Raw genomic sequence first — 20,834 nt, 5'->3', positions numbered from 1 at the left:
TATCTTTGATTTCGAAAAATCATTACATATTATGAAATTACTAAAAGATAAAAATGCGTTGATTACGGGAGCCTCCAGAGGTATAGGTAAGGGCATTGCCGTTGAATTTGCAAAACAGGGTGCGAATGTCGCTTTTACCTTTAACGCTTCAGTAGAGGCGGCGAAGGAGCTTGAAAAAGAGCTTGAATCTTATGGCGTTAAGGCAAAGGGCTACCAGTCAAATGCTGCTAATTTTGATGCAGCACAAGAACTTGTAAAAGAAGTTTTAAATGATTTTGGGAGTTTGCAGGTTTTAATAAATAATGCAGGTATCACCAAAGATAATTTGTTGATGCGTATTTCTGAAGAAGATTTTGACAAAGTGATAGAAGTGAATCTTAAGTCTGTATTTAACCTGACAAAGGCGGTTATAAGACCAATGATGAAACAAAGAGAAGGGTCTATTATTAATATGAGCTCTGTTGTAGGTGTGAAAGGAAATGCCGGACAGACGAACTATGCAGCGTCTAAAGCTGGAATTCTTGGGTTTACTAAATCAGTAGCTTTAGAACTCGGATCTCGAAACATCAGATGTAATTCAATTGCTCCAGGATTTATAGAAACAGAAATGACCGCTAAACTAGATCAAAACACTGTCGATGAATGGCGTAAAGCGATTCCCTTAAAAAGAGGTGGCTCACCGGAAGATGTTGCAAATGCCTGTGTTTTTCTGGCATCTGATCTCTCAGGTTACATTACAGGGCAAACCTTGAATGTAGATGGAGGTATGCTTACCTAATTGATTCAGTGTAACAAAATAAACAGAGCAAACCTTGTAACAAGGTTTGCTTTTTTGTATGCGTCCATTCATAGAATTTAAAGGTATATTTACCAAAGCATTTTTAATTCAATTGTTCTGATTTAATTCATGAGTACACTGAACATATTTTTGACTATGATAGCTTTCTTAGTTGCGGGGCTCATCGTTTATTTTCAGTACTACCACCAGCGAAAAATAAACTTCGATTTGAAGATTTTATCTGTTCTGAGATTTATCAGTATATTTTGTATTCTGATTTTATTAGTGAACCCGAAATTTGAACAGAAATCTACAGAAAATTACAAACCCGTATTATTGCTAGGAGTTGACAATTCCAATTCCATTAATTATTTAAACAGAGAGCAATTAGCTTCTGAGTTAAGGGGTAAGTTGCTTGAAAATAAAGATTTACAGGAGCGGTTTGATGTTTCCGTATATAATTTTGGTAGTGGAATTTCAACAGATACTGTGTTGAATTTTCAAGATTCACAGACTGATATTTACAAATTGGTGAATGGTTTGAACGCGATGTCAACTGACCAGACATCAGCCCTTGTCTTGCTTACAGATGGAAATCAGACACTTGGTAGGAATTATACTTTTATGAGCTCTAAGAACCCGGTATATCCCGTGGTGTTGGGCGATACCCTCTTATACGATGATATTGAAATCAGTAAAGTGAATGTTAATGCCTACGCTTCCTTAGACAATAATTTTCAAGTAGAATTATTTTTAAATTCCAGGGTCAGCAGGCAGGTAAATTCAAAATTGACCATTGCGCATGATGGGAAGAGTGTATATACAACTGACGTACGATTCTCTAAAAATAATTCATCAGTTTATGTTGATTTGTTTCTAGAAGCGGATAGTGTCGGAATGCAATTATATACTGCTGAGTTGACACCCTTTCAAGGGGAACGCGATATTCGAAACAACAATTTTAATTTTGGAGTTGAGATTTTAGATGAGCAAACAGAAGTAGTAATCGTACATAATATAGTTCATCCTGATCTGGGGATGATCAAAAGAAGTGTCGAGACCAATAAACAGCGGAAAGCCAAGTTGGTATCGGTTCAGGATTTTGACGCAAACAGCAACCGGGATGCAGTGCTCATTATGTACCAGCCTGATGTTACTTTCAAAGAAGTTTTTGAACAGGTCGAAGTTCAGAATGCGAATTATTTGATCATTACCGGTTCACATACCGATTGGAATTTTTTAAATACAGCTCAAGTTGATTTTTCAAAAAAGACCTCAGGAATTATAGAAAATATTTTTCCTGTGTATAAAAATGATTTTTCAACCTTTTATACGGAAGATCTGGGGTATCAGATGTTCCCTCCCTTGCTTGGGGCATTGGGGGAAATTCAATTTAAGGGATCCTTTGAAGTGCTCCTTACCCAAAAGATGAACGATATAGCGACGAATATTCCGCTTTTGGTCGCCTATGATTCAAACAATGTGAAAAGAATTGCATTATTTGGAGAGGGAATTTGGAAGTGGCGTGCAGAGAGTTACAGAAGTGAGAAGTCATTTGAAAAATTTGATATTTTTTTCAACAGCCTGATTCAATTTCTGCAGTTGTCTGAAAGGAGCAAAAACATGGAGTTGTTTTACGAACCCGTCTACAATGCAAATGAAAACATCAAGATTCAAGTTAAGAACTATGACAAGAACCTAAACCTGGAGTTAAATTCTGAATTGCTATTGAGAATTGAAGGTAAGGAAGAACAGATTCCGTTTTATGTAAGCAAGAATTTTTACGAAGCTCAACTTTCAGATTATGAACCAGGGACCTATCAATTTGAAGTAATCGATCGGGATGCGAATAAAAAACAATCAGGTTCATTTGTTGTGATCCCCTATGCTGCGGAGCAATCAGCTCAGGGCCCTAATGTGACAGGATTAAAGCAGTTGGCCATTGCCTCTGAAGGGCAATTGTTTTTTGAAGATCAAATTGAGCTGTTGATATCAGAATTAGCAAATGACGAGACCTTTAAATCGATTCAAAAGGAGCGTTTTAATTTGGTTTCTTTGATTGATTGGAAGTGGCTTTTAGCACTAATTATACTATCTTTGAGTTTGGAATGGCTACTTCGAAAATATCGAGGAATGATTTAAAGCTTTTTCATTAATTAATTTAATATAAATATTTAAAAATGGCACAACAACCACAATTGCAATTTCCAAAAGGAATATTACCCATCGTTTTTATTGGAATTATCGTCTTGATTTTTATTTCAAAGTCTACAGTGACACTCGAAGCTGGTGAAGCAGGAGTTCTTTGGAAACGGTTTGGAGGAGGAGTAGTAACTGATCAACCACCTTTGGGTGAAGGATTTCATATAGTTGCCCCTTGGAATACAGTGATAGTTTATGAGACAAGACAACAAGAACTTACTGAAAAAATGAAAGTTCTTTCATCCAATGGATTGGATATTCAATTAGAAGCAACGGCTTGGTATCAGCCTAAATGGGAACAATTAGGATTTCTGCACCAAACCAAAGGAACAAATTATTTAGACAGGGTATTGAAACCAGCTATGCGTTCAGCGACCAGAAGTGTCGTAGGTAGATATACACCTGAACAAATCTATTCTTCTAAACGAGATGCTATTCAGGAAGAAATTTTTGATGAAACCAAAAAAATTGTAGATGATCAGTACATTCAACTAAATGATGTATTGGTAAGAGATGTTACTTTACCTATAGCAATTAAAGATGCAATTGAAAGAAAATTAAGCCAGGAACAAACGTCTTTGGAGTATAAGTTTAAATTGGAAATTGCTCAAAAAGAAGCTGAAAAGCAGCGTATTGAGGCACAAGGAAAGGCAGATGCAAACAAAATTTTAAGTGCGTCCCTAACGGATAAAATTTTACAGGATAAAGGAATTGAAGCCACTTTAAAACTTTCTCAATCAGCCAACTCAAAGGTTGTTGTTGTAGGTGGATCAGATGGATTACCATTGATTCTTGGAAACAACTAATTAGAATTTTGAAATAAAATTGAATGAAAAGGCCGGTTTTACCGGTCTTTTTTAATAGGCATCCTTGATGTGAATAATATCTTTTTTAACCTGTCCTTTTTGCAAGGCCCTATAGTTTTCATAACACTCAATAACCGCCTCGATAATTTGTAAATCACTGGCTTTATTGATAAACCTATTGGAGTAGTTGCATTCTGATAAGAGATCATTTAATTCCTTTCTACTCATATCCAGATAGTCCATCATGATCTCTCTTGAGTATTTTTGCTCCATCATATTTCTCATTTGATCCCCTTCTTTAAGCTTTCTCAAACGATCCATTTCCTTTGGCTTTTTACCAAATTTTTTATACCAAAAATCTACTGGATTAAACACGGCTCCGAGCCCACTGTTATAGTTGTTATTATAGGTAGATCCACTCTCATAAGCCTGAGGTAATCCGTCAATATGAATTCTGCTATAGGAATCTTGAGGAACGTTTTTAGCGTCAACCACCAAGACCCCGATTAGTTTATGCGATTTTAAGGTGACCTCCTCAATATTAACTGTTTTTTCATGAATGGCTATTTCAAGCTCATTCCCTTTTAACAAGTCATTGGTAATTTTAAGCTTTATAGATTGAAAACCAATGTAGGAAATAAATACCGTATCGTTTACAACGGCGGGAATCTCAAACTGACCATTAGTATTGGTAATTGTTCCTTCTACTGAATTAAGATTGACAACATGGGCACTTTGTAAAGGTTTCTTATCCACAATACTAATTATACGTCCTTTTAAAGTATGAAGACTGCTATGTGCCGCTATAGGAAGCGTATCATTGCTGATACTATCTGTTGGCATATCAGTAATTACCTGCCCCTGAATGGTAAAGCTCAGACAAATTAATAAAAATGTGCATAAGAGTTTTTGCATGGGGCAATGATACTAAATATTGCGTTAATTATTTAATAAATAAATGTGAAAATATACAGAGAATATTAGCGTGATTAAAGATTTAAAAGACTGAAGCAATACAGAAGGTATCCTTCTAACAGGTTCTTATTTCATGATCTTTAGGATGAAATGATCACAATTTGAAACTTACAATTCCACAATCCAATTGAATAATTTGACCGGTCATTTTGAGGCTTTTATCAGACAACAGGAACTCAGCGAGATTGGCAACATCTTTGGCTTCCAGAATACTTTTCAAAGGATGTCTATCCTTCATTTTTTCCCTCATGGCATCATTTCGTAACAACTTTTCAGCGAGATTTGTATCTGTAAGCGTTGGTGCAATTCCATTAAATCTGACCTGAGGAGCTAATTCGGCTCCTAATGTTTTCACCAAGGCCTCTACACCAGCCTTTGAAACCGCGATGCTTGCGTGAAATGGCATCCCTAGTTTTACAGCAACCGTACTGAATAATACTACAGAAGGGTTTCGGCCTGCTTTTAATGCCTTCATATAAAATTGAATAACTCGGACAGCACCCAAAACATTGACATTAAAGTCATGTTGAAAATCTTCCTCAGACAAGCGATTCATCGGTTTTAGATTAATGGTTCCCGGACAATAAATCAGACCATCCAGACTGTCTATTTGAGGTAATTCATCCGCGAGAACATCTAATGAGTAGTGTTCTATACCTAAATCACTGTCTGGAGCAGTTCTGCTAATATTAATAATGTTATGAGAATCTTGAATTCCCTCTATGAGCGAGCGTCCAATACCGTGACTACCTCCAATAACAAGAACCGTTTTCATGTGATGGGTTTTATAATTAACTAATTAAGAATTGATAAAGTTTTGTAATTCAACAACTTTTTCATGTTCCTGAAATTTTCCGCCGTAATAGGCTGTGACAGTGGCTGAAGTGTCATCTTTAATGCCTCTGGATGAAACACATAAATGCTTCGCATCAATAATTACTGCCACATCTTTTGTGCCTAAAACTTGCTCTAATTCTTTTGCGATCTGATTTGTAAGTCGCTCTTGAACCTGAGGTCTTTTCGCAAAATATTGTACGATTCTATTCAGTTTTGACAAGCCAATAACTTTGCCGGATGAAATATAGGCAACATGTGCTTTTCCAATGATGGGAACAAAATGATGCTCGCAGTTTGAATAAAAGGTGATGTTTTTTTCCACCAGCATCTGCTTGTATTGATATTTATTGTCGAACAGCGCCATTTTTGGCTTGTTGATCGGATTGAGTCCTGAAAAGATCTCATCTATATACATTTTAGCAACTCTCTCTGGTGTACCTTTTAAAGAATCATCATTTAAGTCTAGTCCTAAAGTGTCCATTATTTCTGTGAAATGAAATGCAATTCGCTTCTTTTTTTCCTCATCAGTTATTAGAAAGGCTGTCGATTTTAGAGGTGTTTCCATGGAAGTTAACATATGGTCGTTGCCAATGTCTTCATGATTAATCGCAGGTGTGCCATTAGATGAGTTTGTTTTCAGGGTGTATTCTGTTGTTTTCATAAGGGTCTTTTTTTAATGCTGTCTTTTTGCAAAGCATTGTTAATTAATATTATTGAATTAATGTTTAATCATTTGTTTAGGCCTTTGATAAGGAAGTCTTTTTTTCAAGGTGGGAATCGTATAAGCATCAAGGCCATTTATAGCTGAAACTTTACCTTCCGATAAGTCTATAAAACCATCTTCTTTCAGTAATTCTTTTTTCACATACAAGCCCATAATTTCACCGATAACCAAAATGGTGCCGTTAATTTTCAAAGGATGTTCTTCCCTGAATTTCATGTGAAGCTGGACTGGTGCCCCCTTTACGAAAGGAGCAAAACAAGCATGGTCATAAGCTTCCTGTAAGTTTGTGACTGAAAATTCAGAAACGGAAGCGTCGTATTTTGCCGAAGAGTGGTGGGCATCTTCGATAATATCTTCATAGATGTGATTGATGGTGTAACACCCGGTTTCTTTTATGTTTTTGTAGGTATTTCTGGGCACAGTTGTTGGTCTTGTAATGAAGCCCATCAAAGGTGGATTTGACCCCAGATGAATGACAGAACTGAAAACAGCAACATTGCTAATGCCATCCTTACTTTTAGTGCCAATCAAATTTGACGACTTAAACCCGGAACTCGAATTCACAAGATTGATTCGGAACAGATGGTCCAGTTCTGACAAATATTTTTGATCGAAGTAGTGCATTATAAATTTTTAAAATTATTGATCTTTACGTTTTTTGATTTCAAGTCAAACATCAGGTTATAGAGACCGAAAAAGGTGCGATTCATGTATATAAAATGCTTTGACCCTCTATTACCATTCATTTTTCGCAAGGCAGTATCTTTGCTGAATTTTTCCCCAAGGTTGCTAATCTTTTGAAAAAACACTTTGTTTGAAAAATCAAAAGTTTCTTGTTGAAAAGGTTCAGTAAAGAGGCTAAGTAACTCATGAAACATTTGAGTGAAAAACTCAATTTCGTTTTTACCATCAGTGGGTATTAATATTTCTAGTTCAAAAAGTTTTTCTTTAAAAACCACTGGGTTGTTTAGGTTATCTTCATCTGCTAATTCAAAATAGGGAATATAAAAACTATCAGGGATCGTCTTCATGCATCCAAAATCCAACGCGATTAAATCTTTCTCAGGCGAGACTAAAAAATTACCGGGATGAGGATCGGCATGCACCTTTTTTAAGGTATGAATCTGAAACATGTAAAAATCCCAAAGGGCCTGACCGAGATGATTCAAGTCTTTTTGATCATTATCATGCGCCGTAAACTCAGATAAATGTTCACCGTTCATCCAATCCATAGTTAAAATCTTTTCGGAAGATAATTTAGGATAGTACGTCGGAAATTTTAGGTAATCTATATGTTTACATGCCGCCACTATTTCCATAGATTGCTCTATTTCCAAATTGTAATTTGTTTCTTCCATCAGTTTATTTTCAACCTCTTGAAAGTATTTATCAGAATCTTTACCTCGAATATTAAACATCTTTATGGCGATGGGTTTCACCAAAGCTAAATCCGATCCAATACTATTTGCGACTCCGGGATACTGAATTTTAACGGCCAGCGTTTTCCCGTTTTTCATTGCCTTGTGAACCTGACCTATGCTTGCCGCATTTACAGACTGCGCTTCGAAACGATCGAAAACGTCATGGGGTGAATTCCCAAAATATTTTTTAAAGGTCCTCAGGACCAAAGCAGGGGAAAGTGGAGGAACAGAAAACTGAGAGAGGGAAAATTTCTCGACATAGGCCTGAGGCATGATACTTTTATCCATGCTCAACATTTGAGCAACTTTTAAGGCACTTCCTTTTAATTTTTTTAGTCCGTCATAAATATCTTCCGCATTATCCTGGTTCAACTTTGTTCTGGCATCAGTTTCTGAAGAAGTCAGTTTCTTCCCATAATATTTTAGGTAGTTGACTCCTACCTTGGCACCTGTTTGCACCAAGTTGGAAGCTCTTTCAACTTTTGATATCGGAATTCTGTCTATGCTATTCATTAGTTCATGTGTATTTTTTCATGGAAAAGAAATTTTCCCAAATCCAACACACTTCTCAAGGGCTGAACATTTAAAAGGTCAAAACCTGTGTTGATTGATTTTTCTATATAGATGTCTGTTTTTTCCAAAGAGGCTGAATCATCTTCCATCCAAAATTTTAAACAAAGTAAGAGTTGAACCCAGAATGATTCATTCAAAGACTTATTGATGATTTTTTCAGCTCTCGGTTGCTTTATATCCAGTTTCTCAATATCAAGGTCTCTAATGAACTCAAGATATTTTGGTTTCATGACAGAAATAGTTTTCAATAATTTGGAACTTTGTTTATCTCTTTCAAGAATCATTACAACAAAACTTCTGTTTGCGGTTAGCACTTCAAAAAATGTGTAATAAAAAGTCAACAATTTATTTCGTTCATCAAAGCTTTGATACTCTTCACTATTCTCGAGTAACTCAAGTGTTTGAGTGATAAACGATATGAAAATGGATTTCTCAATTCCTGATATACCTCCAAAAAAATCATAAAATTGTTTCTCGTCAAAATTATGGAGCTTTGCCAGTTGATATACTGATTTTGGTGCTTCCGCATTCTCCAAATAATACTCCATGTAGAAAGCATAAATGTCTTTTTCGGTAATTTTTTTCTTGCGTGCCATTGTTCTTATTTTTGTCAAAGATACTAAATGTTTAACTTTAAAGCAAAAAAGTTAGACAAAAAAATATTTATTTCAAAATTGCTATTGCTATAAATTGTGGGAAAATCCTTAACTGCAATCGATTTCAGCAGAAAAGCTCCTTTTTTTTAAAGAGGTTTATGTCTAAATAAAAAAGCTACTTAATTTTTAATAGTAATAAATTATCTTCATTTTTGCTCTCTTCCATTAGCACTCATTTTAATGGAGATTTAAAACAAAAGACACGAATAACATTTTTTAAGTCAGCTTGTGTGGAGGATAAAAATTTGATTTCCGTTATTATTGTGAATTATAGGTCCTGGACTAGTTTAAAAGACTGTCTTGACTCCCTGATGGCCGTGACTGACAAAAATATAGTTAAGGAGGTGGTTGTAATTGATAACTATTCTAATGACGGGCAACTAGAATTATTTAGAAACAATTATACTGATGTCATTTTTTTCGAGAATAGCGGGAATAATGGATTTGCAAATGGTTGTAATGTAGGATCCAAACTAGCTAGCGGAAGCTACCTTCTTTTCTTGAATCCAGATACCAAAATAGGCGATGGAGTTTTGCAAACTTTAGTGAACGTATATAAAGGAGCACCTGATACTGGAATTCTTTCTTGTTTACAAATAAATGAACGGGGTAAGTTTGAGAATCAAAACAAACTGTTTCCTTCTGTTTCTACTTTTTTTGGTATTTTTCGAAGTATCAATCGACTTATGAACAAGCAGATAAATTTGAAGCGCTTTTCTAATTTTGAAAATGAGAATTTCTATCCGGACTGGGTTTCAGGTTCATTAGTATTCATTCATAGGAATTGGTTTGATAAATTGATTGGTTGGAATGAGGACTATTGGATGTATTTGGAAGATATAGATCTTTCGAAAAGAATCTCAGCCTTAGGAGGCAAAGTTGTAATTACAAGAAAAGCAACAATTTTTCATGCACACGGAGGTGCATCGAGAATAAATATTAAGACAAAAGCGTTAACCAAAACCGAGGTGATTATATCAAAGCATGTTTACATCTCCAACTTTATGGATTCAACTGATGCATCGATTTTACATACCCTTATGATTGTTGGCTCCTTTCTGGAACGTTTCATTCTGGCCTTGGCAGGCATCGTTTTATTTTTTAATAAAAAAATGAGAGTTCATATTTATATATTTAAGCATCTCATCACTTATTATGTGAATGCATTATTTAAGGGAACATGGATTAGCCCCAGATCGGTCAATTATATGAAAAAATAAGTTGCTTCACTTACCTGAGGTATATCAGTTCATGAATCTTCCTGGAATCAATAGGAAAGACTTTATATTGTAACTTTATCATAAGAATAGGGGGTTCTTTAAGTTTATTTTAATGGTCTAAGTCTGCATAATTATAAAATTGTCTAAAGTTCCTACCATCTTGTCAAAAACCATTTTATGTCAGATCCTGTTATTGATCTTCAGGATTGTTGGGTTAACATCAGGAATTTAATAGTATGATAAAATTAGTTTTTTATATTTTTACGTATCATAAACTTTATTGTTCGTAATTTTTTTTAATTAAAAATATAGAATGAAAGAAATCAAAACCATTTTAGAGCTTGTTCGACAAAAGAAATCATCCAGAGAGAAATTTGCAATTGCTCAAGTGGTAAATGTGGAAGGGTCATCCTACAGAAGGGAAGGAGCAAGGATGATTGTTTTTGAATCTGGAATATTTGAAGGTGGTATTAGTGGAGGCTGCTTAGAAGGCGATACGTTAAAGCGTTCTCAATTGGCCATACTAAAGCAAGAGCCCTCATTGGTTACCTATGATACTTCTAAAGAAAATGAAATCGGAATAGGACTGGGATGTAATGGCGTCATTGATGTGTTAATGACCCCCTTGAATGATAATTCCAACACCCTCGATATTCTAAACAAGTGCTTGTCGGACAGAAAATCACATGTTGTTGTTACCGTAACGTCAGTAAATGCTGAAAACGATCTGTTGAAACTTGGTAAGAATTTCTACTATAATACTGATAAAGATGAATTAGAGGATGTGCCTGGATCTGAATTCAAAAATTTTTTAATTGACAGGATTCAAGAAGTCTTGGTGAATAATAAATCGAATAAATACCTTTTCAGAGCAACTGAATCAGATTTGGAGGTGGGAATGTTTGTAGAAATTATCCCGGCACAATTTCATTTGGCCATTTTTGGTGACAATTATGATGTGTATCCAATGATCGAATTGGCTCGTGTCTTGGATTGGGAGATAAGCCTGGTTGGAAATATGCAGAAATTAAAAAAGGAAAAAATCCAGGCGGTAACAAATATCTACCATAAGGATTTTTCGGAACGCCCTAAATTGGATAATCGGACAGCAGTGATACTGATGGCTCATGATTTTAAATCTGACAAATCTAATCTTACCAGCGCACTTAATTCAGAAGCACCTTATATAGCATCTCTGGGTCCTAAAAAGCGATTTGTAAAAATGCTTGGTAAATTTGAGGAAGACGGAAAGGCTTTGTCAGAAAATGACTTGGATCGCATCTTCGCTCCAAGCGGCTTAGAAATTGGCGCCAACACACCTGAAGAAATAGCTTTAAGTATTTTTTCGGAAATACTTGGTGTCTTCTCAGGTAAAACAGGTGGTAGTCTAAAAGACAAAGACGGACCAATTCACGACAGAACCTGATTATTAGAATGCCCTTACTTGTCTCTTCTATCCCAAAGGATGTTATTGGATCGAAGTTCAGACACCTCATCTTGTATAATTTGAATCGCTCTCCTGATGTCCGATTCAGTAGTACTTTTGCCCAAACTAAACCGTAATGAGGAAAATGCAAGATCTGAAGATACTTTCATAGCCGTCAAAACATGGGAGGGGTTTTCAGAAGCTGCATTGCATGCTGAACCATTAGAGATAGCCATATGTTTGCTTAAAGCCCGCAGTAAATTGCCACCATTAACATAGCGAAAGGAGATGTTGGTCGTATTAGGCAGTCTTTTTGCCTTCGCTCCGTTTGCAGTGCTTAATTCAATTTCCAGTAATCCTTCTTCCAGCAGATCCCGTAAGGCACTTAATCTCTGAATTTCTTCTGAAAGATTTCCGTAAATTAATTCGATGGCTTTTGAAAAGCCTATGATACCAGTAGCATTTAAAGTACCACCTCGTAATTTTTTTTGCTGACCACCCCCTTGAATCAAACTCTGTAGTTTATCTATGGCATGTTGATTTTTGGCATATACCATCCCGACACCCTTAGGGCCATATACTTTATGACCAGAAAAACATACATAGTCTGCAACTTCCAGCACTTGATGTAGCTCCGTTTTTCCAAGAGATTGGGTGGCATCTGTAAAGAGTAAGACATCCTTGTTTTTGAGAAGCGCTGCTATCTCATTGAGCGGTTGAATCACCCCTGTCTCATTATTTGCATGCATTATAGATACCAGGACAGTTTCAGGGCGGAGTGCTTCTTCAAGTTCCCGAAGATCAATCAAACCATGGGTGTCCACATTGAGGTAAGTCACTGAAACACCTTCGTATTTTTCCAGAAAAGCACAGGTGTCCAAGACAGCTTTATGTTCTGTTTTAACAGTGATAATATGGCTTTCTCTTTGCATATATTTTTTTGAAAAACTTTTCAAAATCATGTTGATGCCTTCTGTTGATCCAGAAGTATAGACAATTTTAGTTGGGTCTATATTTAAAACTGAAGCAATGAGGTTTGTGGCAGTATCTATCGCATCTTTTGCCATCCACCCATAGGCATGATGAATGCTGGAAGGGTTTCCAAAGCTCTCATCAAAATAGGCTCGCATAGCATCAACCACTTCAACTGCACAGGGGGTGGTAGCGTTATAATCTAAATATATTCTGTCCTTCATTAAAAATACAACTGACATTGTTTCTATAAAAATAAAATATTTTCATCAATTATAACGGCTCCACTTGTTTAATCGAATGCTCATAGACAGCGATCATCAAATGTTTTTCTATGTATCAGTAAAAAGCGAAATTTTTCATAATATGATATAAGAAATTTTGAGCCCAAAAAATGAGAATATGAAAAAAATATGGACCATTAATTTATATATTCGAAAATAAGCAGTATTTTTATTGTCATTACAATGTAACTAACCCATATAAAAAAATGATTCCTTCTAAATTTACTTATCACAAGGCAAGCTCAGTACAAGAAGCGATAGCCTTAGTCCAAGAACATGGTGATGAAGCAAAATACATGTCTGGAGGACATAGTTTGCTGCCCATGATGAAATTGCGTTTCGCCACGCCGGAACATATTATCGATATCAGCAAAATCGATGGCCTTTCTTATATCAAGGAAGAAGACGGACTCCTGAAAATTGGAGCCCTCACAACCCAGACCGAAATGGAGTATTCAGATTTAATCAGAGATAAATACCCTATTTTTTCAGATACTATTAAGCTCACGGCTGATCCATCAGTTCGCAATGTGGGCACTATTGGTGGAAATATAGCACATGGTGATGCTGCGAATGATCAACCCGCAGTGATGCTTGCAAGAAGAGCCACAATAATAGCGGAAGGTGTAGATGGACAAAAAACAATTCCCATAGATGAATTCTTTCACGGTTTTTATATGACTGCCCTTGAACCATCAGATGTTCTGACTGAAATTCAAGTGCCACAGGCAAAGAAAGGAAGTGGAGGGGCCTATCACAAGGTGGAAAGAAAGGTGGGAGACTATGCCACTGCAGGAGTAGCGGTACATGTCGAGTTGGATGATGACGGTATCTGTCAGGAGATCGGAATTGGCTTGACAAACGTGAGCGCAGTCCCTATGAGACTTGAACGAGGAGAAGAATTATTAAGAGGTAAACAGATTACAGAGGATCTTATCGCGCAGGTGGGTACCATGGCGAGTGAAGATTGTGAACCCACTTCTGATTTAAGAGGATCAGAGGCTTATAAAAGATCAATTGTAAATACCATCACGCAGCGAATGATTCGTCTGGCAATGGAAAGAGCACAACACTAAAAAAAGAAAAAATGAAACACAAAATAACCTTAACAATAAATGGAGAAAGCGTTTCGGCGGAAGTTGATTCGCGCTTGCTTCTGGTACATTTTATAAGAGAAAATTTAGACCTGACCGGAACGCATATTGGCTGTGATACTTCCAATTGCGGCGCGTGTACCATTTTATTAAATGGACAATCCATTAAATCATGCACCTATCTGGCAGTAAGAGCAGATGGTGCTGAAATAACAACCATTGAAGGAATTGCGGCTGAAGGAACGAATCATCCGATGCAACAAGCCTTTCACGATCAACATGGACTACATTGTGGCTTCTGTACACCAGGTATGGTCATCAGATCTATCGACTTGTTGAAAAGAAATCCCGATCCGACAGAAGAAGAGATTCGTTGGGGAATATCAGGTAATTTATGCCGTTGTACCGGATATAACAATATTGTAAAATCAGTGCAGCAGGCAGCCAAAGAAATGCAGAAAGAATCGGAATCAGTCTAACCTCATAAACGAAAAAATTATGTTTAAATGTAAAACATCAGCAGAGGTTGGCGGAATGGGTCACTCTGTAAAAAGAAAAGAAGATGCACGATTTCTTCATGGTAAAGGGAATTATGTTGATGATGTAAAACTTCCAGGTCAGTTAACCATGGTCATGGTGCGCAGCCCTTATGCATATGCAAAAATTAAGGGAATTAACAAGGAAAAAGCCTTGGCCATACCAGGTGTCCTGGCAGTAATAACAGGATACGATCTGGCAGAATTTAATTTACACTGGATGCCAACCTTATTGTCTGATACACAAATGGTATTGCCAACTGATACGGTGATGCATCAATCTCAGGAAGTTTGTGCGGTAATCGCTACAGACAGATATGTTGCCGTTGACGGTGCAGAGGCAGTGGAAGTAGATTATGAACCTATGCAAGCCATTGTTGATCCTTACACGGCTTTAGACGAAGGAGCCCCATTGTTACGACCAGACAAGGAAGGTCAAAAAGACAATCAAATATATCATTGGGAAAAAGGTGACCGTGAAAAAACGGATGAAGTGATTGCCAACGCTGATGTCGTTGTGAAGGAAAGAATCTATTTGCCAAGAATTCATGTGGCTTCAATAGAAACCTGTGGCTGCGTGGCTTCGTATGATAAGGATACACAAAAACTATTAGTTTACCTGACAACCCAGGCTCCGCATGCCATTAGAACTGTTGTGGCGTTGGTGGCCGGTCATGTGGGTCTCTCAGAAGAAAAAATAAGAATTATTTCCCCTGATATTGGCGGTGGATTTGGTGGTAAAGTACCTGTTTACCCGGCCTATGTGGTGGCAATTGCCGCTACCTTCCTTATCGGAAAACCCGTGAAGTGGATCGAAGATCGTTCTGAAAACCTCGTTAATGGTTTTGCAAGAGATTATCATATGGATTGCGAATTAGCGGCTAGTAAAGATGGAAAAATACAGGCCTTTAAAGTTTCAACCCTGGCAGATCATGGCTATACAGATTCCTCAGCGAATCCTTCAAAATATCCAACAGGAATGTTTTCAATTTGTACAGGATCCTATGATTACGAACATGCTTTTGCAGAGCTTGATGCTGTCTACACTAATAAGGCGCCTGGCGGAGTAGCCTATCGATGCTCATTCAGAGTAACGGAAGCGGTTCATGCTATTGAACGTATGGTTGATAAACTAGCGCTTGAAATTGGTAAAGATCCGGCCTTGTTGCGATTTGAGAACTTTATTAAAAAGGAACAGTTTCCTTATGACTCACCTTTGGGATGGAGTTATGACAGCGGAGACTATAAGGCGACCTTGGAAAAGGCCATGGAAATGCTGGGCTATGATGATTATAAAAAAGAACAGGCTGAAAAAAGAGCTCAGGGAAAATTAATGGGTATTGGTATCTGTACATTTACAGAAGTTGTAGGTGCTGGCCCGTCAAAAGACTTTGATATTTTGGGCATAGCCATGTTTGATAGTGCTGAAATAAGAGTGCATCCTACAGGAAAAGCACTCGCTCGATTTGGAACCAAATCTCAGGGGCAAGGACATGAAACAACCTATGCACAAATACTCGCAGAAGAATTAGGAATTCCTTATACTGACATTGAAATAGATGAAGGTGATACTGATACAGCTCCCTATGGATTAGGTACCTATGCCAGTAGGAGCACACCGACAGCTGGAGCAGCAGCGGCGATAGCGGCTAGAAAGTTACGCGATAAAGGAAAGAAAATAGCGGCTCACTTATTAGAAGTAAGTGAAGAGGATATTGAATGGGAAGTAGGAAAATACAGTGTAAAAGGAGCCCCGGAAAAATCAAAAACGATTCAAGATGTAGCTTTTGCTGCCTATACAAACATTCCCCCGGGTATGGAACCAGGATTTGAGGCGACACATTATTACGATCCTCCAAATTTAACCTTCCCAAATGGCGCTTATATCTGCGTAGTTGAAGTTGAAAAAGAAACGGGTGCGATTGATGTGAAAAGATTTGTCGCCATTGATGATTGTGGAAACATTATCAACCCAATGATTGTTGAAGGTCAGGTACATGGAGGACTTACCCAGGGTATTGCGCCAGCAATGTATGAAGGAATTGAATACGACGAACAGGGAAATGTTTTGAACGGTACATTAATGGATTACCTGGTACCTACGGCGGTAGAATCACCTCATTGGGAAACGGGCCATACCATTACACCTTCACCACATCACCCGTTAGGAGCAAAAGGAGTGGCAGAGTCGCCAACAGTTGGAGCACCTCCGGCAATAGCCAATGCTATTATTGATGCCTTGTCGCCTCTTGGAATTAAACATTTGGATATTCCGATCACACCTGCGAAAGTGTGGGAAGCCATCCAGGCACATTCTTAGGCGAGGCTAAGAATTTGATTTACTGGCATGAAGCTGTTGGTAAATAACCTAATAGATTGAATGTAGGTAACTATTTTACTAAAAGAAATTTGGCATGAAAACAAACTTAAATAAATCTTTTGAAGTCCCTCAGGGAACGGATCTTGTATGGGACCATCTTATTGATCCTGAAAAAATAATGGATTGTGTACCTGGAGTAAGTATTGATGAAAAGGTTGGAGACAATCATTACAAAGGGAAGGTCGGTATGAAATTTGGACCTATGGGGGTGCAATATGACGCTGATATTTTCTACAATGATATTGATAAGGAAAACCGGAAAATAGTAATCTCCGGCAACGGTGTTGATTCTAAAGGAAATGGAAATGCAGAAATGAAAATGTCAGTAGATGTCAATGACCGTGACGAAGGAGGCGTAAAATTAGATGCCGCCATGGAGGTGACGGTAAACGGAAAAATCGCCATGTTCGGTTCTAGACTTATTGATACGGTTTCCAATCAGCTGTTCAAGCAGTTTGTTACTAATTTTTCAAAAAAGTTGGCAGATGCTGAAGCAGCTGCATAAGAATTAAAAAAATCAAAAATTAACAAAGCTATGCTTATTACGGCATAGCTTTTCTAAATTAAGGCATTGACTAAGGATATCGCTTCTCTTATTAAAGAATTCTACAGGCAAGACTATATTTTGAATGAAGAACTGGCCACATCTGTGTTTCTTTTGAAGGCACTGGAGAAACCTTTGTTACTGGAAGGAAACCCTGGTGTTGGTAAAACAATGCTGGCCAAGGCATTGGCAGGACAAATGGGAACTGAACTGATTAGGCTTCAATGCTATGAGGGTTTGGATGTGAATTCTACAATTTATGAATGGAATTATCAGAAACAATTACTTCATATAAAGCTTTTTGAGAACGATCAGGAACACAAGAAATTAGGCGCTCAAATTTTCGGAATGGATTATGTGTTAAAACGACCATTATTACAATCTATTAGTTCTGATAAACCGGTTGTTTTATTGATTGATGAGATAGATCGTGCAGATGAAGAATTCGAAGCTTATCTATTGGAGTTATTGTCGGATTTTCAGATAAGTATACCGGAGTTAGGTACAATTAAAGCCACTTCCAAACCATTGGTTATTCTTACCTCTAACAGAACCAGAGAATTAAGTGATGCTTTGAGAAGGCGGTGTTTATATCATTGGGTTGATTTTCCATCGAAAGCAAAAGAAATTGATATAATAGAAAAGAAATTACCGAATATTGAAGAAGAATTGGCCAATCAGGTAGTAACGTTTATTCACAACTTAAGGAAATCAAGTTTGCATAAACCACCTGGCATTGCGGAGTCATTAGATTGGGCAAAAACCTTGTTATTGATGAATGAAAAAAATATTACGGAAGAAGTGGTTTACAATACCATTGGTAGTGTTTTAAAACATAAAGAAGATGTGGAATTTGTTAGGAATAAGGATGTGAAGGAGTTTTTACTTCCGGTGAAGTAAGCCTGCTGCATTTTTAGAATGATTTAAGTTAGTATATGAAAGAGGTATCAAAGACATTTAAAGAACGGTTAATAGACTTTACCCAGTATTGCAGGGAACGTCAGTTTGTTTTAGGTCCCCAGGAAACAAAGGATGCCTTTATTATAGCGGAATTAGGATATGTGTTGAACAGAAAACAATTCCAATACAGTTTGAAAGCGCTGTTTTGCAAAAGAAAAGAGCATTTTGATCGATTTGATGAAATGTTTGACCGTTTTTGGAGTCGATTTTATGAAGAAAAATTAGAACAACGAAAAAAGAAAATTGCACAGTTAAAAAAGGAACCGGATACAGCCACTGTTATTTTTTTAGGTACCAAGTTTCAGGTACCGAAGAAGCAGAATGCCATTGAAGCGAAGCAAACTATTGGAGCAAATGAATCCATACGTTTGCGTATGACGGATTTTTCAAAAGTTGCTGCAGTCGATAAAGAACGGTTAGAAGAATTGGCCGAAGAGTTGTTTCATCAAATGAGCATGCGATTCAAACGAAGGATGGAAAACTCGAACAATGGAATCATTGATATACGAAGAACCATCAGGCATGGATTGGATAAAGGCGGATTGATGCTGGATCTTGCGCATCGAAAGAAACGTAAGGAAAAACGAAAAGTGGTTTTTCTTTTGGATGTGAGCGGTTCCATGGATACCTATAGTTACTATTTATTGCGTTATGTAATGGTGCTAAAAAAGTACTTTAAAAGCCTTGAGTTTTTTACATTTAGCACCCAATTGACTCATGTTACGCCATTGTTAAGACAAAACAACGAACAGGAAATTTTAAGGCAAATAGGAAAAAATGTACATACCTGGTCCAGCGGAACGAAAATTGGAGCTTCATTTAATGAGTTTTTGGATAAGTACGGTAATAAATTTTTGAGTCAGAAACATATTGTGGTAGTTTTAAGCGATGGTTTGGAAACAGGTAATGTAGCGTTGTTAAAGGAGGCGGTCAGAACAATTAAAAGAAAATGTAAAACCTTGATATGGTTAAACCCCTTAAAAGGAATGCAGGGGTATCAGCCTATTCAAAAAGGGATTGTAAATGTGATGCCGCATTTGGATTCATTTGAGTCGGCGCATAATTTAGACAGTCTCATGAAATTAGAAAAACTATTGATAGATGTTTAGTGAATTAGCCATAAAACTTCAAGAATATTTGGAGCAGGGTCTGAATTTAGCTGTTGCTCAGGTAATTGACAGGGAAGCCCCTTGTTCCAGTAAGGTAACAGATAAAGCAATTATTCTGGAAACAGGTGAACTTGTTGGTTGGATAGGTGGTGGATGTGTAAGAGGAATCGTTATAAAAGAGGCTTTGGAAGTCATAAAAACAAAACGCTATCGAAAAGTTCGAATTTCTCCGGAAGGAGGAGAGAGCAGTACCAATAATTTTAAAAACTACATTATGTCGTGTCAGAGTGGTGGAACAGTGGAAGTAATTATCGAACCCGTTTTTCCACTGCCTGAAATCATTGTAGTTGGCAAGTCTAACATTGCCAGGAAATTAGCCATTTTGGCTGCCTCGGCAGACTTCAAGGTTACCGCGATGGCCAAAGATGCGGACCAACATATTTTTCCTTTGGCTGCAGTTGTTTCTGACCATGTTGATTTTAGTGGAATTCACAATTTTAACAATACATATATCGTTGTGGCTACGCAGGGTGAAGATGATGAAGAAAATGTTTTCAAGGCCTTATCAACGTCTGCAGATTATGTTGGATATGTATCCAGTAAAAAGAAATCAAAACAGATCAAAGGGTACTTGGCCGGGAAAGATCTAAGTTCTGAAAGAATAGCGTTGTTAAAAAGTCCAGTTGGTTTTGATATTAACGCGAAACTTGCCGGAGAAGTTGCCATCAGTATATTGGCGGAAATTGTGAAAGATTTCAGAACGGAGCAAACAGAAGATACATCATGTTGCGGCTCCTCAAAAGAACAGAAAGAACAGGTAAAAAAGGCTGTTGAATCGAATGATAAGTTTTCTGAAGAGTACTATATCAATCCGGTTTGTGGCGTACCTGTTTCTAAAAAGAGTCCCAAACATGTTATTGAGTATCAAGGGGAGAGTGTATATTTTTGCTGTGATGGGTGTAAGGTGAGTTTTGAGAAAAATCCAGCTCAGTATATGAAGGGATAATCTCCAATCTACAATCTCAAATCTCCAATCGGATTAACTCCATTGATTATTCACAAGATGAGATTATCCAAAATTCTGTAGGTTCAAAGTTCGATATTCGACGTTCATTGTTCGATATTCAAGGTTTCAATAAGATATGATTTGAATTTTTCATAGATATCCAATCTCCAATCTTCAATCTTCAATCGGATTAACTGCGTTGATCCTGAAACAAGATTCGATGCCAAAGCAACATCCTTTAAAATGCTGTCGCATTTTAGTCTTTTTTGTTTTCAGTCCTTATGAAAGCAAGCTTTCAACAGACTGAAAACAAAAAATCCTCTTAAACTTC

Annotated in this window: 19 protein-coding genes; 12 read left to right on the top strand and 7 right to left on the bottom strand. The window is 37.1% G+C overall.

Annotation, left to right across the window (positions count from 1 at the left end; genetic code table 11):
- The first annotated feature begins 31 nt into the window (after positions 1 to 31).
- The 3 genes from fabG to ACR2MV_RS07000 all read left to right on the top strand — a co-directional run bounded on the left by fabG (position 32) and on the right by ACR2MV_RS07000 (position 3,786).
- Positions 32 to 778 (top strand): 3-oxoacyl-[acyl-carrier-protein] reductase, encoded by a 747-nt coding sequence (fabG, locus tag ACR2MV_RS07010; protein WP_434021194.1) that lies wholly within the window; start codon positions 32 to 34, stop codon positions 776 to 778.
- A 156-nt stretch (positions 779 to 934) separates the two neighbouring features.
- Positions 935 to 2,920, top strand: a complete 1,986-nt coding sequence (locus tag ACR2MV_RS07005; RefSeq protein WP_434021193.1) for a hypothetical protein — start codon at positions 935 to 937, stop codon at positions 2,918 to 2,920.
- 38 nt (positions 2,921 to 2,958) lie between these two features.
- The gene (locus ACR2MV_RS07000) at positions 2,959 to 3,786 is read left to right on the top strand and encodes a prohibitin family protein (RefSeq protein WP_434021192.1); all 828 of its coding nucleotides are present in this window, start codon (positions 2,959 to 2,961) and stop codon (positions 3,784 to 3,786) included.
- Between the two features lie 51 nt (positions 3,787 to 3,837).
- Here the strand turns inward: ACR2MV_RS07000 and ACR2MV_RS06995 are convergent, their stop codons facing one another.
- The 6 genes from ACR2MV_RS06995 to ACR2MV_RS06970 all read right to left on the bottom strand — a co-directional run bounded on the left by ACR2MV_RS06995 (position 3,838) and on the right by ACR2MV_RS06970 (position 8,912).
- Positions 3,838 to 4,701, bottom strand: coding sequence for a carboxypeptidase-like regulatory domain-containing protein (locus ACR2MV_RS06995; RefSeq protein ID WP_434021191.1), 864 nt, complete (start codon positions 4,699 to 4,701; stop codon positions 3,838 to 3,840).
- Between the two features lie 154 nt (positions 4,702 to 4,855).
- Positions 4,856 to 5,536, bottom strand: a complete 681-nt coding sequence (locus tag ACR2MV_RS06990) for an SDR family NAD(P)-dependent oxidoreductase (protein WP_434021190.1) — start codon at positions 5,534 to 5,536, stop codon at positions 4,856 to 4,858.
- A 24-nt stretch (positions 5,537 to 5,560) separates the two neighbouring features.
- On the bottom strand, positions 5,561 to 6,259 hold the full coding sequence (gene folE / locus ACR2MV_RS06985) for a GTP cyclohydrolase I FolE (RefSeq protein WP_434021189.1): 699 nt from the start codon (positions 6,257 to 6,259) through the stop codon (positions 5,561 to 5,563).
- A 57-nt stretch (positions 6,260 to 6,316) separates the two neighbouring features.
- Positions 6,317 to 6,946: a flavin reductase family protein gene (locus ACR2MV_RS06980; protein ID WP_434021188.1), complete on the bottom strand. Its 630-nt coding sequence runs from the start codon at positions 6,944 to 6,946 to the stop codon at positions 6,317 to 6,319.
- The gene (locus ACR2MV_RS06975; protein ID WP_434021187.1) at positions 6,946 to 8,256 is read right to left on the bottom strand and encodes an ABC1 kinase family protein; all 1,311 of its coding nucleotides are present in this window, start codon (positions 8,254 to 8,256) and stop codon (positions 6,946 to 6,948) included. The genes ACR2MV_RS06980 and ACR2MV_RS06975 overlap by 1 nt, the downstream gene beginning before the upstream one ends.
- The gene (locus tag ACR2MV_RS06970; RefSeq protein ID WP_434021186.1) at positions 8,256 to 8,912 is read right to left on the bottom strand and encodes a TetR family transcriptional regulator C-terminal domain-containing protein; all 657 of its coding nucleotides are present in this window, start codon (positions 8,910 to 8,912) and stop codon (positions 8,256 to 8,258) included. Before ACR2MV_RS06970 ends, ACR2MV_RS06975 begins: the two co-directional genes overlap by 1 nt.
- Positions 8,913 to 9,202: 290 nt before the next feature.
- Between ACR2MV_RS06970 and ACR2MV_RS06965 the strand changes: the two genes are divergently transcribed.
- The gene (locus ACR2MV_RS06965) at positions 9,203 to 10,192 is read left to right on the top strand and encodes a glycosyltransferase family 2 protein (protein ID WP_434021185.1); all 990 of its coding nucleotides are present in this window, start codon (positions 9,203 to 9,205) and stop codon (positions 10,190 to 10,192) included.
- Positions 10,193 to 10,505: 313 nt separating this feature from the next.
- Entirely contained in the window at positions 10,506 to 11,618 is a 1,113-nt protein-coding gene (locus ACR2MV_RS06960) for an XdhC family protein (protein WP_434021184.1), read from the top strand.
- 14 nt (positions 11,619 to 11,632) lie between these two features.
- On the opposite strand, the gene ACR2MV_RS06955 is transcribed toward ACR2MV_RS06960, so the two are convergent.
- The gene (locus tag ACR2MV_RS06955) at positions 11,633 to 12,814 is read right to left on the bottom strand and encodes a cysteine desulfurase family protein (RefSeq protein ID WP_434021183.1); all 1,182 of its coding nucleotides are present in this window, start codon (positions 12,812 to 12,814) and stop codon (positions 11,633 to 11,635) included.
- Between the two features lie 266 nt (positions 12,815 to 13,080).
- Between ACR2MV_RS06955 and ACR2MV_RS06950 the strand changes: the two genes are divergently transcribed.
- From ACR2MV_RS06950 to ACR2MV_RS06920, 7 genes are all read left to right on the top strand, one after another.
- The gene (locus ACR2MV_RS06950) at positions 13,081 to 13,950 is read left to right on the top strand and encodes an FAD binding domain-containing protein (protein ID WP_434021182.1); all 870 of its coding nucleotides are present in this window, start codon (positions 13,081 to 13,083) and stop codon (positions 13,948 to 13,950) included.
- An 11-nt stretch (positions 13,951 to 13,961) separates the two neighbouring features.
- On the top strand, positions 13,962 to 14,447 hold the full coding sequence (locus ACR2MV_RS06945) for a (2Fe-2S)-binding protein (RefSeq protein ID WP_434021181.1): 486 nt from the start codon (positions 13,962 to 13,964) through the stop codon (positions 14,445 to 14,447).
- A 19-nt stretch (positions 14,448 to 14,466) separates the two neighbouring features.
- A complete protein-coding gene (locus tag ACR2MV_RS06940; RefSeq protein ID WP_434021180.1) occupies positions 14,467 to 16,824 on the top strand; it encodes an aerobic carbon-monoxide dehydrogenase large subunit in 2,358 nt (785 codons plus the stop codon).
- Between the two features lie 94 nt (positions 16,825 to 16,918).
- Positions 16,919 to 17,389: a CoxG family protein gene (locus ACR2MV_RS06935; RefSeq protein ID WP_434021179.1), complete on the top strand. Its 471-nt coding sequence runs from the start codon at positions 16,919 to 16,921 to the stop codon at positions 17,387 to 17,389.
- A 66-nt stretch (positions 17,390 to 17,455) separates the two neighbouring features.
- The gene (locus tag ACR2MV_RS06930; RefSeq protein ID WP_434021178.1) at positions 17,456 to 18,328 is read left to right on the top strand and encodes an AAA family ATPase; all 873 of its coding nucleotides are present in this window, start codon (positions 17,456 to 17,458) and stop codon (positions 18,326 to 18,328) included.
- A 35-nt stretch (positions 18,329 to 18,363) separates the two neighbouring features.
- Positions 18,364 to 19,497 (top strand): vWA domain-containing protein, encoded by a 1,134-nt coding sequence (locus ACR2MV_RS06925; protein ID WP_434021177.1) that lies wholly within the window; start codon positions 18,364 to 18,366, stop codon positions 19,495 to 19,497.
- Positions 19,490 to 20,503: an XdhC family protein gene (locus tag ACR2MV_RS06920; protein WP_434021176.1), complete on the top strand. Its 1,014-nt coding sequence runs from the start codon at positions 19,490 to 19,492 to the stop codon at positions 20,501 to 20,503. The genes ACR2MV_RS06925 and ACR2MV_RS06920 overlap by 8 nt, the downstream gene beginning before the upstream one ends.
- The last annotated feature ends 331 nt before the right edge of the window (positions 20,504 to 20,834 follow it).

The organism is Lutimonas sp., assembly GCF_051011215.1.
In the GTDB taxonomy this organism is placed as follows: Bacteria; Bacteroidota; Bacteroidia; order Flavobacteriales; family Flavobacteriaceae; genus Lutimonas.
This window is presented reverse-complemented; position numbering and strand designations above follow the sequence as displayed.